This is a genomic window from Empedobacter sp. UBA7252 (genome assembly GCF_002472765.1).
Classification (GTDB): Bacteria; Bacteroidota; Bacteroidia; order Flavobacteriales; family Weeksellaceae; genus Empedobacter; species Empedobacter falsenii_B.
On sequence record NZ_DKSQ01000076.1, the window covers coordinates 84,933 to 100,796 of the forward strand.

General features: G+C 32.2%; 13 protein-coding genes. 5 read left to right on the top strand and 8 right to left on the bottom strand.

The window, feature by feature from the left end:
* Positions 1-45: 45 nt before the first annotated feature.
* From bamA to B2X73_RS11035, 5 genes are all read right to left on the bottom strand, one after another.
* Entirely contained in the window at positions 46-2,568 is a 2,523-nt protein-coding gene (gene bamA, locus B2X73_RS11015) for an outer membrane protein assembly factor BamA (protein ID WP_286495464.1), read from the bottom strand.
* 20 nt (positions 2,569-2,588) lie between these two features.
* Positions 2,589-3,332 (bottom strand): isoprenyl transferase, encoded by a 744-nt coding sequence (locus B2X73_RS11020; protein ID WP_221854130.1) that lies wholly within the window; start codon positions 3,330-3,332, stop codon positions 2,589-2,591.
* A gap of 11 nt (positions 3,333-3,343) precedes the next feature.
* Positions 3,344-4,117 carry a DUF6089 family protein gene (locus tag B2X73_RS11025; protein WP_221854116.1) on the bottom strand — a complete coding sequence of 258 codons (774 nt, stop codon included), beginning with the start codon at positions 4,115-4,117 and terminating at the stop codon, positions 3,344-3,346.
* A gap of 118 nt (positions 4,118-4,235) precedes the next feature.
* A complete protein-coding gene (locus B2X73_RS11030; protein WP_280049239.1) occupies positions 4,236-5,120 on the bottom strand; it encodes an NAD kinase in 885 nt (294 codons plus the stop codon).
* On the bottom strand, positions 5,120-5,776 hold the full coding sequence (locus B2X73_RS11035) for an HPP family protein (protein WP_291096416.1): 657 nt from the start codon (positions 5,774-5,776) through the stop codon (positions 5,120-5,122). The genes B2X73_RS11030 and B2X73_RS11035 overlap by 1 nt, the downstream gene beginning before the upstream one ends.
* 243 nt (positions 5,777-6,019) lie before the next feature.
* On the opposite strand from B2X73_RS11035, the gene B2X73_RS11040 reads away from it, so the two are divergent.
* The 3 genes from B2X73_RS11040 to B2X73_RS11050 all read left to right on the top strand — a co-directional run bounded on the left by B2X73_RS11040 (position 6,020) and on the right by B2X73_RS11050 (position 8,839).
* Positions 6,020-6,937 carry a mevalonate kinase family protein gene (locus B2X73_RS11040; protein ID WP_280049240.1) on the top strand — a complete coding sequence of 306 codons (918 nt, stop codon included), beginning with the start codon at positions 6,020-6,022 and terminating at the stop codon, positions 6,935-6,937.
* 25 nt (positions 6,938-6,962) lie between these two features.
* Complete coding sequence (locus B2X73_RS11045; RefSeq protein WP_291096418.1) at positions 6,963-7,898, top strand: UbiA family prenyltransferase; 936 nt, start codon at positions 6,963-6,965, stop codon at positions 7,896-7,898.
* Positions 7,895-8,839 carry a pseudouridine synthase gene (locus tag B2X73_RS11050; RefSeq protein ID WP_038334708.1) on the top strand — a complete coding sequence of 315 codons (945 nt, stop codon included), beginning with the start codon at positions 7,895-7,897 and terminating at the stop codon, positions 8,837-8,839. Before B2X73_RS11045 ends, B2X73_RS11050 begins: the two co-directional genes overlap by 4 nt.
* 54 nt (positions 8,840-8,893) lie before the next feature.
* Here B2X73_RS11050 and B2X73_RS11055 read toward each other — a convergent pair whose 3' ends face one another.
* The 3 genes from B2X73_RS11055 to rluF form a co-directional block, all read right to left on the bottom strand.
* Positions 8,894-9,616 (bottom strand): GLPGLI family protein, encoded by a 723-nt coding sequence (locus tag B2X73_RS11055; protein ID WP_291059439.1) that lies wholly within the window; start codon positions 9,614-9,616, stop codon positions 8,894-8,896.
* 84 nt (positions 9,617-9,700) lie between these two features.
* Positions 9,701-12,145 (bottom strand): alpha/beta hydrolase family protein, encoded by a 2,445-nt coding sequence (locus tag B2X73_RS11060; RefSeq protein WP_291046205.1) that lies wholly within the window; start codon positions 12,143-12,145, stop codon positions 9,701-9,703.
* A gap of 114 nt (positions 12,146-12,259) precedes the next feature.
* Positions 12,260-13,174, bottom strand: a complete 915-nt coding sequence (rluF, locus tag B2X73_RS11065) for a 23S rRNA pseudouridine(2604) synthase RluF (RefSeq protein ID WP_038334704.1) — start codon at positions 13,172-13,174, stop codon at positions 12,260-12,262.
* Between the two features lie 110 nt (positions 13,175-13,284).
* Here rluF and B2X73_RS11070 point away from each other — a divergent pair, with 110 nt between their 5' ends.
* Entirely contained in the window at positions 13,285-13,632 is a 348-nt protein-coding gene (locus B2X73_RS11070; protein WP_038334703.1) for an arsenate reductase family protein, read from the top strand.
* Positions 13,633-13,641: 9 nt separating this feature from the next.
* On the top strand, positions 13,642-15,780 hold the full coding sequence (locus B2X73_RS11075; RefSeq protein ID WP_291096420.1) for a S9 family peptidase: 2,139 nt from the start codon (positions 13,642-13,644) through the stop codon (positions 15,778-15,780).
* Positions 15,781-15,864: the final 84 nt, after the last annotated feature.

The window sequence follows — 15,864 nt, forward strand, 5'->3', positions numbered from 1 at the left end:
TTCTAAAATTATGCCAAAATGTTCTAAGCAAATTTATTCAATTTATTAGAATTGTTGTCCAATAATAAAGTGAGTTTGCCATCCTGAGCGTTCTGTTTGTCCAAATCCTTTATCAAATCCATATCCGAAATCGAATCCTAATAAACCAAATGCTGGCATGTAAATACGAACACCTGCCCCTGCAGAACGTTTTAATTCAAACGGTTTAAATTCACTTGTATTGTTCCAAACGTTACCTCCTTCCGCAAAAGTTAATGCATAAATTTTAGCTGTTTGGCTCATTGTGATTGGATAACGCAATTCTAATGAATATTTATTATAAATCGTACCACCTCCTTCTGGCGTAATATCTCCTGTTTGTCCACCAGAATTTGTTGCATCTTCGTAACCTCTTAATGAAATAATCTCACGTCCATCGAAACGATTTTGTGTAAGACCTGTTCCTCCTAAGTAAAAACGTTCGAAAGGAATTGTTCCAATTTTACGGTTATATGTTCCTAAAACTCCAAACTCTCCACCGGCTTTTAAAACTAATTTACCAGTTAATTCTTTGTAGAAATATGCTTTAGCTTTGAATTTATAATATTCTAACCATTTGAATTTTTCTACATCAGACATGTTTGTATAGTCTTTGTTATTAAAAGCTGAATAAGGAAATGTTGTCGTAAACGATAAACTAATTTCTGATCCTGATTGTGGGAAAATAGGGTCTGGTCCAGCAGAATTACGTGTTAAACCTAATGTGTAGTTTAAGTTGTTTGACGAACCATTTTCATATTGCATATTACCAACAGACATCGCATAATTATCGAAGTTATATAACTGATAAGAAATTGAGTTTGATAAACGGAAATAATCATCTGGCCAAGTTAATAACTTAGTTAACCCAACTGAAGCTCCTAAGATATCCAATTTCGCTTTTTCTCCATAATTATCACGGTAATCATATTGCGAATAATAAAAAGACGTTGATAAAGCTGTAGGGCGTTTTCCTCCAATCCAAGGTTCAACAAATGATAAACTATAATTTTTATATCCGTTACCAGCTTGTGCTCTTAATGATAATTGTTGTCCATCTCCCATTGGAATTGGTTTCCAAGCTTTTTTATTGAAAAAATTCTTTAATGAGAAATTCCCGAAAGTTAATCCTAATGTACCAATGAAAGTCCCTGCACCATATCCTCCTTGTAATTCTACTTGAGAAGATGATTTTGGCGCAACTTTCCACTCCACATCAACTGTATTATTATCTTGATTTGGTTGAATATCTGGAACTATTTGCGTTGGTTCTAAGTATCCCAAAGAAGCTAACTCCATCATCGTACGCTTAATGTCCGATTTAGAGAATAAATCTCCTGGTTTAGTTCTTAACTCACGGTATAAAATATGATCGTGTGCTTCTGTATTACCGTTAATCGTTACTTTATTAAGTGTAGCTTGTGTACCTTCGAAAACTTTAATTTCAAGATCGATTGTATCATTTTTTACACTTTTTTCTACAGGAATAGCACGAGCAAACAAATACCCTCTATCCATATATAACGTAGAAATATCATCGTCTTTTTCTGATCCAGAAATCTTTTTGTTGATACCTACTGCGTCATAACGATCTCCTGTTTTGTAACCAAAAATTCGCTGTAACTGTTCAGAAGTATAAATTGAGTTTCCAGAAAACGTTACATCTCCTAAGAAATATGGTTTTCCTTCGTTAACTTTAATCTTAACCAATAAGTTTTTATCATCAACTTTTTCGATATTGTATGACTCAACTTTAGCATCTCTAAAACCAACAGATTTGTATTCTTCAACCAATGTTTTTAAATCTTCCTGGAATTTTTCAGGAATCATTTTAGATGACTTGAAGATATTGATAGATTTCTGTTTGGTATTTTTCATCCCTTTTTTACGTAAACGAGCAGCAGTTAAGTTTTCATTTCCTTCGAAAATGATTTTCTTAATCTTTACACGCTCTCCACGATTCACATTTAATGTAATGTTTTCTTCGTCTTCTTTACCAACAATTGGCTGACGTTCTACATTAATTGTTGTGTTAGGATAACCTTTTCCAGTATAATAATCTTTGATTTTATTATTTGTCGTATTGATTAAACTTTGTGTAATCTTAACACCTGGATTTAATTTATTTTGTTTGATTAAATCTTCGCGTTGCGATTTTTTCACACCATTAATCTTAATTTCTCCTAAACTAGGAACTGAAACCAAGGCAAGTTCTAATGTAACTTCGTTACCTTCTATTTTATCTACATACAAGTCGATGTCAGAGAAAATATTAGATCTCCATAATTTTTTTACAGCATTATTTACCTTCGTACCTGGTAATTCTATCTCTTCACCGATAGCAAAACCTGCATAACGGATAATTTGATTCTTAGAATATTTAGAGTCACCTGTTACAACGATATCTTTCAATTTGAAAGTTCGTGCATTGTTATAATCTAAGACAAAATTATCTTGTTGTGTTGAATCAATGGTTTTCGTAGAATCTACGACTTGCGCTTGTGCCATGTAAGCTCCAAGCATACACATTGTCCAAAAAATTTTCTTCATAATCCTCTATTTCAGTTCGATTAGTTCGTTAGTTGCTCGCTTATCTTACCAAATCTACGTTCTCGATTTTGGTAATTTAAAATTGCTTTATAAAATTCTTCCTCGTTAAAATCAGGCCACAAAACCTCTGTAAAATATAATTCTGCGTAAGCAATTTGCCACAACAAGAAATTACTAATTCTGGTTTCGCCACTTGTTCTAATCATAAGATCTACCATAGGTAAATCGTGTGTATATAAGTTTTGATGAACTAATTCTTCATTAAAATCATTGTCGGATATTTCTCCGTCTTTATATTTTTGCGCAATAGATTTCATCGCGTGTAATAGTTCTTCTTTCGAACCATAACTTAATGCTAATGTCAAAACACAAGCTGTGTTGTCTTTCGTTTTTTCTATTGCTTGAGTCAAATCTTTGAATGCTTTTTTTGGTAATTTTGATAAATCTCCAATCACATTCAAGCGAACTCCATTTTTGTGTAATTCATTTATTTCGTCCTTAATTGCAGAACTTAATAAAGTCATTAAAACATTGACTTCTAATTTTGGACGGTTCCAATTTTCAGTAGAAAATGCGTAAAGTGTAAGATGTTTTATACCTAATTTTCGACAAGTTTCGATTGAAGATCGTACAGCTCCCAAAGCACTTTTGTGACCAAAAGTTCTTTCTTTACCGTTCTTCTTAGCCCATCTTCCATTACCATCCATAATGATTGCAACGTGATTAGGTATATTATTTTTATCTATTTGTTCTACTAAACTAATTTCCATTCTTTTTAATCACAATAACAAGCAGGTCGACCAAAACTGTACGTTAAGGAAATTCCTGTTAAAACATACCAATCTTTGTTTGATGTGTTTCCATATATACGTTTATCATATTCAGATTGAGACAAAGTACCTGTTTCTACAGCATCTACAAAATTTTGAGTAAATTTTCCAGTGTTATAATCTAAATAATCAACATTTGTATATCGAACACCTGTCTCAAAAGATAAAATCCAATTGTAATTGAATCTTACTTTATATCCAACTCCAAAAGGAATTGTTAAATCGGTATTATATTTTGTTTTTTCGATAATTACGTTGTTTGTTCCATCGTAATCATATTCTTTTCCTTTTGCAGAAAAAGCTCCAACTCCTACAAAAATATAAGGTGATTGCGCTTTTTCTTGATCATCATTGATGTTAAAGAAATTATACTCAAACATCAAAGATCCTTCTACAATATTATTTCGAAAATTTTTATTTCTTTTTAATTTATAATATTCTTTCGAACGATGATCACTTGCTCCAACTTTTGAATAAGATATATTTGCTCTAAAACCCATTTGTGGATTTATATTAAAACGATATAATCCTCCTATTGAAATTGGTAAATATATTTTACCTCCTGCTTCAGTTTTAGTAGGAAATGGATTGATATAACTGGCTTTACCAACATCTCCAATCACATTTGCTCCACCAGCAAAAATTCCGAGTTCATGTCTTTGCGCAAAAGTTAATTGCGAAAAACATAATATAAAAACAAACAAAAATAATCTCCTCATAAGTTGTGTTATTTTTTCGGCTTTTGCTTTTTATCTTCTTTTAAATTCGAACAAATATAAACAAAAGTCAATTCAACGTAACTGATTTAACAAAAATTAAGAAGTTTTATTGTAAATTTTAATTCCTTTTATCTGAACCCCAAAGCATTTTTTCTCTCAAAGTTGTGAAATAAGTCGCGTCAATAGCTTCAACGATTAAGATTTTGAAGTCAGCTTTTTGTATTGTCAATTCGACGTCAGTTGTTAAAGGAAAGTTACGAGAATCTAACGAAAGGAAATATTCATTAGCTCTACTGCGTATTTTTAAGTCAATTTTTTCGTTTTCTGACACAACTAATGGACGCACATTTAGATTATGTGGCGCAACAGGTGTAATGACAAAATTTTGATTAGACGGATGAACAATTGGTCCACCACAACTTAACGAATATCCTGTAGAACCTGTTGGCGTAGAAATAATCAAACCATCAGACCAAAAAGAATTTAAAAATTCATTGTTTAAATAAGCATCAACCGTAATCATACTCGTTGTTTCACGGCGAACTACAGTCACTTCGTTAATCGCAAAATTATTTTCAATTTCTACACCATCACTTCTTTTAACGGTTAATAAAGTTCGTGGAATAATGTTATAATCATCATTGAAAAAACTATCCATTTGCTCCAATAACACACTTTTATTAATTGTTGCTAAAAAGCCTAAACGTCCCGTATTTACACCAATAATTGGAATATTAGAATCCCTAACAATTGTAGTTGCTGATAAAATTGTTCCGTCTCCACCAAAACTGAATAAGAATTTAACCGATTTGTCTAAATCATCATGAGAAGTATAGGTTTCTACATTATCAGTATCAAAATCAGTTGTTTCTTTTAAGATTTGAAGAAAATTTTGCTCAACACAAAAAGCAATTTCGTTCTGAATTAAATAATTAATAAATGGTGGAATAATATCCGTTAAAGACGTACTTGTTTTTTGTCCAAAAAGTGCAACTTTTATCATTAGGTATTCATGTATTTTAACAATTGTGCATAACGACTTTGCAGAAGTTCTTGTTTTTCGTCGTTATAAAATTTTTGAATCACTTGATATCCATATCGCTCAAATGTTTCACCAATTGTTAACAAGTTTGATGAACTAAATTTCAGCAAAACATAAACGCTATCTTCTTTATTTCCAACAATCATCATTCCCAATATTTTTCCGTTATTCACTTCTATAATATTAGAAATCGCCGTCATCGACAAGTCTTTTTCCGCAATCGAAACTAACATCGAAACGCCTTTTGCAGCGACAAAAGGGAAATTTGCAAACGTGTTGATAATATCCGTTTCCGTAATAAAACCAACATAACGCGATTGTTCATTAATAATCGGTAAGATATTCGCCTGATTCGTATACATCATCTGAATTGCATCTAAAAGCGTACTCGATTCAGAAAGATAAAAACTCTCCAAATACGAAGTATAATCTACTTTTTCATCATCAATTGATAATTCAATCAAATCTTCTTCCGAGATATTTCCAATAAAATCCAACCCTTTAAACAAAGGTAAATGCGTCAATTTATTCTCTTGCACAACTTCTAAAAGCTGACTTGGAGAAGAATTAACTTTCCCTGGTTTTATCTCATTCGATAGATATTCGGTGATATACATGGCACAAATTTATATATTTTAATACATTAATTCTCTATTTTTAATGCTAATTCGGTTAAAATCATTGATTATTAATTGAAATTTAACCAATTTATTCTAAATTATTTAGTCAAAATATATTCCAAAATCTACTAATAATCAAAAAATAATGTGATTTACAATTTTTTAAAGCAAAACTCTTCCTCAAATTCAAAAAAGAATGGCTTAAATTTTGTAGATTTGCAGTACCAATTTTAGCATTGAATGAAGAACCCATTATTTTATGCCAAAATCTTACTTTTTGGCGAATATGGAATTATTGAGAACTCGAAAGGATTAACAATTCCTTATAATTTTTACCAAGGTGCATTAAAATTTGAGCCTTCTGAAATTGCAGAAGAGTCAAATGCTCACTTGAAAAATTATGCGAAATTTTTAGAAGAGAATTTTGCGGACACTTTTGATACAAAATCTTTTTCGGAAGATGTTGCAAACGGAATGTACTTCGATTCTAACATTCCTCAAGGATATGGTGTAGGTAGTTCTGGCGCTTTGGTTGCAGCTATTTATGACAAATATGCCTTGAATAAAATTGATATCAATCAAAATCTAAACAAAGAAAAAATTAGCAAATTAAAAGCTCTTTTCGGAAATTTAGAATCTCATTTTCATGGAAAAAGTTCTGGAATTGATCCTTTGATTTGTTATATGAATATTCCTTTGTTAATTCAATCAAAAGATGATATTTCGACAATTGGTTTACCTTCTGCAAACGTAGACGGAAAAGGAGCGGTTTTCTTAATCAATTCGGGTACACCAGGAGAAACGGCGCCAATGATTCATATTTTCTTCGAAAAAATGAAAAAAGAGGGTTTTCGTAAAACATTGAAAGAAGAATTTATTAAATACAACAACGCATGTATCGAAAACTTTGTGAAAGGTGAATACAATCCACTTTTTTCAAATCTTCAAAAATTGTCAGCTTGGGGTTATGAGCATTTCAGACCAATGATTCCTCAAAAACTGGTGAATGCATGGAAAACTGGAATTGATACAGATACGTATTACCTAAAACTTTGTGGATCTGGCGGAGGCGGTTATGTTCTTGGTTTTACACAAGATTATGACAAAGCGAAAAGCTACTTAAAAGACTTCCAGACCGAAGTTATTTACAAATTCTAAAAAATAATTTATAAAAATATAATCAATGAACGTTCAGAAAATAATCTTAAAAGTTTTTGCATTATTTTCTGTTGTTCGTGGCTATAATTTAATTGTGTTAATATTGGCACAATATCTTGCTGCACTTTTTATTTTTGCGCCAGAAGTTGGTCATCGTCAATTGTTGACAAATCCAAAGTTGGACGGGCTTATTCTTTGTTCGATACTTTGTGTGGCCGCGGGATATATCATCAATAATTTTTACGATTTAGAAAAAGACGAACTCAAACGTCCTTTACAAGTTTATCTTCAGAAACAAGTTTCGCAAGGTTTCAAACTAACTGTTTACATTGTTCTGAATGCTTTAGCATTGATTATTGCAGCTTTAATTTCGTGGAAGGTTTTCATTTTCTTTTTGATTTATCAATTTCTGGTTTGGTTTTATAGCCACAAAATCAATCGATTTGCATTGATCAAAAACTTTTATTTGGTTATTATTCGTGTCATGCCATTTTTCGCCTTATTGGTTTATTTTGATCATTTCACGTTCAATTTGGCTTTACATGCTACTTTTTTGAGTATTTTATTATTGATTACTGATATTGTAAAAGATTTGAGTTCTCAAAAAGCAGATTTGATTTATAATTATGATTCAATTCCAATCAAATATGGAATAGATTTTACAAAAGTTTTGATTTCATGTTTAATTATTACAGAATTAATCATTGGAATTATTATCATTATGAAAAATGATGTTGGTGCGATGAAATACTTTTTTATTGCTGCAAATATCGCTTTCACAGTGATTTTATTTATAATTTGGAGAATAAAATCGACACAAGCATATAAGATTTTACATTATTTTTTTAAGGGAATGATTGTTGCGGGTGTATTTAGTATCGTATTAATCGAAATAAATCCCTTAACTTTGCAAACTATTGCGCAAAATTTTAATCANNATAAATTAATCAAATTCAGATGAATAACAGACGAAATCAATCCAACGACAGAAATTCCCAAGGCGGGAACAATCGTGGAAAAGGTGGAGCAAGAGGAAATTCTTCTTCTAAACCATCTTCAGGGAAAGGAAAACCAACTTTTGGTGGAAAACCATCAGAAGAAGGAAAGAAAAGTTTTGGACCAAAGAAACCGTTTAACAAACCAGGTGAAAAACCATTTGTTAAAAGACTGAAAAAAGCACCAGTTGATGACGGGACTATTCGTTTAAATAAATATGTAGCGAATGCAGGGATTGCATCCAGAAGAGAGGCCGACGAGTTGATCAAAACTGGAATCGTTACAGTGAATGGTCAAGTGATTACTGAAATGGGTTATAAAGTACAACCCGATGATGAAGTTCGTTTCGATGGTCGTAAAATCTCTTCAGAGAAAAATGTATATTTTGTGTTGAATAAGCCAAAAGGTTTTATTTCAACATCAAATGATGAAAAAGGACGTAAAACTGTGATGGACTTAATGTCTACAGCAACTACAGCGAGAATTTTCCCAGTAGGACGCTTGGATAGACAAACAACAGGAGTTTTATTGTTTACAAATGATGGTTATTTAACTAAGAAATTAACGCATCCAAGTCATGATATCAAAAAAATATATCACGTTACATTGGACAAAAAGTTAACAGCAAATGATTTAGCTGACATCAAAAAAGGTGTTCGTTTAATTCCTGAAGGAATTGCAGTTGTTGACGAAATTTCTTTTATCGAAGGTAGACCGAAAAATGAAGTTGGTGTAGAATTACATATTGGTTGGAACCGCGTTGTACGTCGTATTTTCGAAACAAAAGGATACGAAGTAGAAGCGTTAGACCGCGTTTCTTTTGCAGGACTTACAAAGAAAACTTTACAAAGAGGTGATTTTAGAAGATTAACAGAATTAGAAGTTAACTTCTTGAAAATGTTATAATACCTCAGCTATAAAATTTAAAAACCACTTCGAAAGAAGTGGTTTTTTTATGTTTTAATCTTTCGAAACCTTGTTATTATAAGCTTCCATCATCTTTTTATTTGCTTCTTTCACAAAATCATCTTTCTCAATTTGTGTCATTTTCTGACCTTTTGTTGGAATTTTAATCACTTCGTTTTTAGATGCTTCTTTTATATTAATTGCTCTGAAAATCGTTTCATAACTCTCGTCTTTCATTGTTGTTACAGCTTTCAATTCTAAAATTAAACCTGGTAACCCATTGAAAAATATTGGTCCTCCTTTTGGTTGTAAAGTTGGCGCAAACCAAGCTTCTATCTTAGAATCTTTGTATTCGGTTATTGCTTTTTTTACTTTAATTCCCAACATTTCTTTTGATTCTCTACTAATTGTCCAAGTGTATTTAGGCAAATTATCTATTATTAAAATATTCTTGTTCACATAATTTCCTTCAATTTTATATTGTGAAGTTTTATAATCGATGTAAATATTATCATCAATTGTACTCATCGACATAGATGATTGATTTTGACTATTATCAATTCTTACAATTTCAGAAAAAAACGACTGATTTTCATTAAAAAGTAATTGATAGTATTTTGGTGTAGAATTGTTTTTATCTAATTCTGCCTTAAAAACAGGATCTTTTTCGTCAAAAAACATTTTATCATAGGTTTCATATTCTACTTTCCACAAATTTTGAGCAAATAGAAATGGAGAAAAAATCGTTAGAAAGAAGAGTAAAGCTTTTAATTTCATAGTTGATTAATTATGAACTAAATATAATAATTATTTACAATAAAAAAGCGATTCAAAATTGAATCGCTTTTGTAATATTGAGAATTATTTCTTTTCAGAATTTTTCCCTTTGTTTTTCACATATTTCTCTAACCATTGATCTTGTTCCCACAACATGTGAAGAATATTTTCTCTGGCTGCATATCCGTGAGATTCTTTTGGTAATAAAACCAAACGAGTTGTCGCTCCCAAACCTTTCAATGCATTGAAATAGCGCTCAGATTGCATCGGGAAAGTACCTGTATTATTATCTGCTTCACCATGAATTAATAACAATGGTGTTTTCATTTTATCTGCATTTTGGAAAGGCGCCATTGTGTTGTAAACATCTGGAGCTTCCCAATAATTACGTTGTTCAGATTGAAATCCAAAAGGCGTCAATGTACGGTTATAAGCACCTGAACGTGCGATACCTGCCGCAAATAAATTAGAATGTGTTAATAAATTTGCTGTCATAAATGCGCCATAAGAATGTCCACCAACCGCAACTCTTTCACGATCGATAAAACCTAATTTATCCACCGCATCAATCGCAGCTTTTGCATTGGCAACCAATTGAGGAACGAACGTATCATTTGGCTCCTCTTTTCCTTCTCCAATAATTGGGAAAGCCGCATCATCTAATACCGCATATCCTCTCAATGCCCAATAAATAGGACCTCCATAAGAAGGAGAAGTAAATTTATTTTCAGAAGTTGTAACCTGACCAGCCGTAGATGCATCTTTGAACTCACGAGGGTAAGCCCACATTAACATTGGCAACTTTTCCTTTTTCGTTTTATCGTAATTTGGCGGCAAATATAAAGTTCCTGATAATTCTACACCATCAGCACGTTTGTACGTAATTAATTCTTTCGAAATTTTGTTCATTGCCTCAAAAGGATTTTTTGTAAACGTTACTTGTTTTGGCTTTCCTCCTTTCTGAAAAATATTACGAACATATAAATTTGGATAATCTGTTTTCGATTGAATCTGTTCTAAAATGATCCCTTTCTTCGGATCGATAACTCGAGCAATCGCTTCTAGTTTATCTGATTTCTGTGCTCTCCATAAACGAGAAGTTTTTTGCGTTTTGATATCAAAATCATCTACAAAAGGTAAGATTCCTTCCGCAGAAACTCCTTCTCCAACTAACATCAATTTTCCTTTGTTAATTGCTAAAACATTGTAACCATAATCATTCATTTCAGTTACAAAACTTCCAGGATTATTGTAAGCATCTTGCGAGTTTCTACTAAAAAAGCGTATCGGTTCTTGATTTGGATTTGACGGATTGAACAAATAACTACTTTCGTTACGTGTATTATACCAAGCATCTCTCACAATCGCAACCTCATCATTCCCCCAAGTCACTCCTCTATAGCGATCTTTTACTTTTACCAACAACTCTTTATTCGCTGTAAATGGCGCCGTTACTTGATAAAGCGCATCGCGATATTCCGCAGGCTTGTTTGCATCACCACCATCTAAAGCCTCAACCCAATATAAAGTATTTGGTTTATCTGCTCTCCAATTCAAACCTCTTTTTCCCATAATCGTAGAAGAAAATCCTTTCGGAACAACTTCTTGTAACTCTTTATGATCAACTTCTTTTATTAATTTTCCGTTGATATCATACACAATATTGGTTGAAGGAAAACTATTGTACGTTACTAAATATGAAAAAGGTTTTTTGATTTCGTTCACCAAAACATATTGTCCATCTGGAGAAGTCGAAATATCTGTGTACATCGCAGCGTCTTTCCATTTCGATTTTGCACCTGTTTCGATATTTACTTTTACTAATTCAGAAATTGCTAATTGTTCGAAGTTAAACTCATCATTTTTATTTTGTAATAAATCTTGATAGGTTCTGTTTTGCGCTTCTTTTCCGTCAGCAACAGAAACTGTAGGTCCAGTTGCAATCGCATCTTTCGTGTCAATCAAAGCTTTTTTAGAAGCTGGAATTACATTCACAATTAATTCTGTATCTGAAATCCAATTGAAAGGACGACCTAAGTTTGCGTTTAATTTATCTTCATAAACTTTTGTTGCAGCTTGTGTTTTTACATCAACAATCCATAGTTCTACACCTTTATTTGTTGTATTTGTAACGGCAAATTTCGATTGAGAAGTGTTCCAAGATTGATTAGAAAAACGACCTTTTGCAGGTAAACCAGCAATCGTTTTTTCTTTTGAAGTTTTTAAATCAAAATAAGTAATTTTCTCGCTGAATGTTTCACGTGAATTAATATTTGTAACTGGATTAATTCGTAATCCTGCTAAACGTAATTCTTTTTCTGACAATTCATTAATCGTTTTATAACGACTTCTATAAGACAAAAATGCATTTTCTGCCTTGCGATCTGTACTAATTGAGGGTGGCATATCCGCGTCTGCCAATTGTAAAATTTCTTGCGGAGGCAATTGATAAGTAACATTTTCTTGTGCTTTTACCGATGCACCAAAAGTCATCGCTATAAAAAGCAACGAATAAACAATTTTCTTCATGTGTTTTTAAGATTTTACTTTATAAAGATATTGAATCTTTGGTAAAATGACATGATAGAAGTTAGTTTTGACTAAAATGTATAAAAAAAGACGAAAAATATTCGTCTTTTGATTTTATCTTCTTTTACCAAATTTACCTCCTTTCGTATTTGTAGGTGGTTTACTTTTTCCTACTCTGGCTTGAGTTGTTGATTTTTTTACTGGCTTTTTAATTGATTTTCCTTTCGAATCTTTAAAATCTGGAGAAATTTCTTTTGTTTTTTTCGCTGATGATTTTTTTGATTTTGAAGCTGGTTTCTTTTCTTCGTGTTTTTCCGAATCTTTCGTCAAGCGATTGATTTCTGCTAATTCTTCTGCCGTTAAATCTCGATGTTGACCAATTCCTACATTCAACGTTAAATTCATAATTCGAACACGTTCTAATTTTTTTACACCATATCCAAAATATTCGCACATACGGCGAATCTGTCTATTCAAACCTTGGATTAATGTAATTTTGAAAACATTTGTACTTATTTTTTCGATCTTACATTTCTTCGTAACCTGATTAAGAATCGGAACACCTTTCGACATTCGTTCGCAAAATTCATCCGTAATTGGTTTATCAACGGTTACAATGTATTCTTTTTCGTGATTATTTCCAGCACGTAAAATCTTATTCACAATATCACCATCGCTTGTCAATAAAATCAATCCTTGCGAATCTTTATCTAAACGACCAATCGGAAAAATTCGTTCTCCAAACGAAAGAAAATCGATAATATTATCTGGATCTGTAGGATCTGTTGTACACGTAACGCCCACAGGTTTATTCAGCATAATATAAACCGCATGCTCCTTTTCGCGCGGTTCTATTTCGACACCTTTTACAGTCACCACATCATTTGGTCCTACAAATTGCCCAATTTTAGCAACTCGTCCATTAATTTGTACCAAACGATTTTCGATGTATTGATCTGCTTCACGACGCGAACAAAAACCACTATCGCTAATATATTTGTTTAAACGCAAAAAATTAGTTTCTTCCATACTTGCAAAGATAGTTTTTTATCGATTTGAAATATATTTTGACAAAATTCTTTATCATTCTGCAAAACGATGAAACTTATTTATCTTTACAAAACCAAAGATTTTGAGAAATGAAAAAAATATTTTTTTTGAAAACTTGCGATACGTGCAAACGTATTATGAAAGAGTTTGATTTTACAGGTTTTGATTTGCATGAAATAAAATCGACTGCGATAACAGCAGAAGAATTAGAAGAAATGAAGAATTTAGCTGGCAACTACGAAGCTCTATTTTCACGTCGTGCACAGAATTACAAAAAATTAGGATTGAAAGATCAACAGCTTTCTGAAGATGATATCAAAAATTATATTTTATCAGATTATACTTTCCTAAAACGTCCTGTCGTGGTAGATGGAGACAAAATTTTTATTGGGAATGAAAAGAAAAACTTAGAAGCACTTGGGCAATATTTGAAATAGAAATCACACATGAAAAAAACAATTTTATTGACTACACTTTTAATGAGCGCTAGTTTAATTGCTCAGAAAAAGAATGTCACAATGGAAGATGCTGTACTTGGATTATCGACGAATTTACGTATCGAAAATCTAAATCAAGTTCAATGGATTCCGAATCAAAATGCGTACACGCAAAATGTAAAAACATCATACGGAGAAGCTTTAATCAAGAAAGAAGTTCCATCTCTTAAAACTGATACAATTTTTAGAAGTTCTCAATTTGAGAATAAAAGAATTCCTTCTTTGAATTGGATCAATGATAAGCAAGCTTATTTTTCTACAAAAACAGGTTACAAAACAATTACAACTGCTGGTCAACAAAACGATTGGTTGAAATTACCTGAAAATGCAGAAAATATAGAATTTGACGCGACGAATAATCAAGTTGGATATGTAATTGACAACAATTTATTTTTTGTTGATAAATCTGGAAAAACACATCAAATTACCAAAGACGGAAAATATGAAATCGTGAATGGAAAATCGGTTCATCAAAATGAGTTTGGGATTCACAAAGGAATTTTCATCTCTCCAAAAGGGAATTTAGTTGCATTTTATAGAATGGATCAAACAGCGGTTACAGATTATCCAATTATCGATTGGTCTGTACAACCTGCTGTAAACAAAAATATCAAATATCCGTTTGCTGGAACAAAAAATCATACGGTTACGTTAGGTGTTTATAATCCAACCACTCAAAAAACGACTTTCTTAGAAACTCACCCAGAAGTAGATCATTATTTAACTTCGGTTACGTGGTCGCCAGACGAAAAACATATTTATATTGCTTTACTTTCTCGTAATCAAAAGCACATGGAATTGAATCAATATGATGCAGTTTCAGGGAAATTGATTAAAACATTATTCAAAGAAGATGATGCAAAATATGTAGAACCTCAAAACGAATTGCATTTTATTCCAGGAAAAACGAACGAGTTTGTTTGGTGGTCGCAACGCGATGGTTTTATGCATTTGTATCGTTTCAATACAGACGGAAAATTATTAAACCAAATCACAAAAGGAGATTGGATTGTAACGGATCTTGTTGGAGAAAATGCGAAGAAAAAAGAATTCTTAATCATGACAACAAAAGATTCTCCGAAAGATCGTCATTTATATGCGGTGAATTGGGAGAATGGAAAATTGCGTAAAATAACAACTGATGCTGGAACGCACAATGTTTCGGTTTCAACGAACGGAGAATATGCAATTGATAATTGGAGTAATGATAACACGCCTCGTAAAATTGATGTGTTGGATGCAAACGGAAAATTCAAACAAAATATCTTAAATGCTCAAAATCCTTTAGCAAATTACAATACGGCGAAAGTTGAAAATGTAACATTAAAAGCAGATGATGGAACAGATTTGTATGGAAAATTAATCTATCCAACAAACTTTGATTCTTCGAAAAAATATCCAGTTATCGTTTATTTGTACAATGGTCCTCACGCGCAATTAATCACAAATCGTTTTCCTGCAACAGGAAATCTTTGGTACGATCATTTAGCGGAAAAAGGTTATATTGTCTTTACAATGGACGGACGCGGATCGGCGAATAGAGGTCTTAAATTTGAACAAGCGATTCACGGAAATGTAGCAACTACAGAAATGAATGACCAAATGAAAGGTGTCGATTTCTTGAAAACTTTACCTTTCGTAGATGCGGAACGTATGGGAATTCATGGTTGGTCTTATGGTGGATTTATGACAACATCATTCATGTTACGTAAACCTGACGTTTTCAAAGTTGGTGTTGCTGGTGGACCAGTTTTAGATTGGACGCAATACGAAATTATGTATACGGAACGTTACATGGAATCGCCACAAGATAATCCTGAAGGTTTCAAAAACACGAATTTAATTAACCGTGTAAAAGACTTAAAGGGTAAATTATTGATGATTCACGGAGCGCAAGATAATGTGGTTGTTTGGCAACATTCAATTGATTTTATTCGCGAAGCAGTGAAAAATGGTGTACAAATGGATTACTTTGTTTATCCAGGTCACGAGCACAATGTTCGCGGTAAAGACCGTGTTCATTTGATGCAAAAAATTACAGATTACTTCGATTTGTACTTAAAACCAGAAGGTACATCTCAAAAATAATAATCAACAAAAAACCACTTCTTATGAAGTGGTTTTTTATATTTTATGATGTGATGCTGAAACGAGTTCAGTATGAAAATTTAG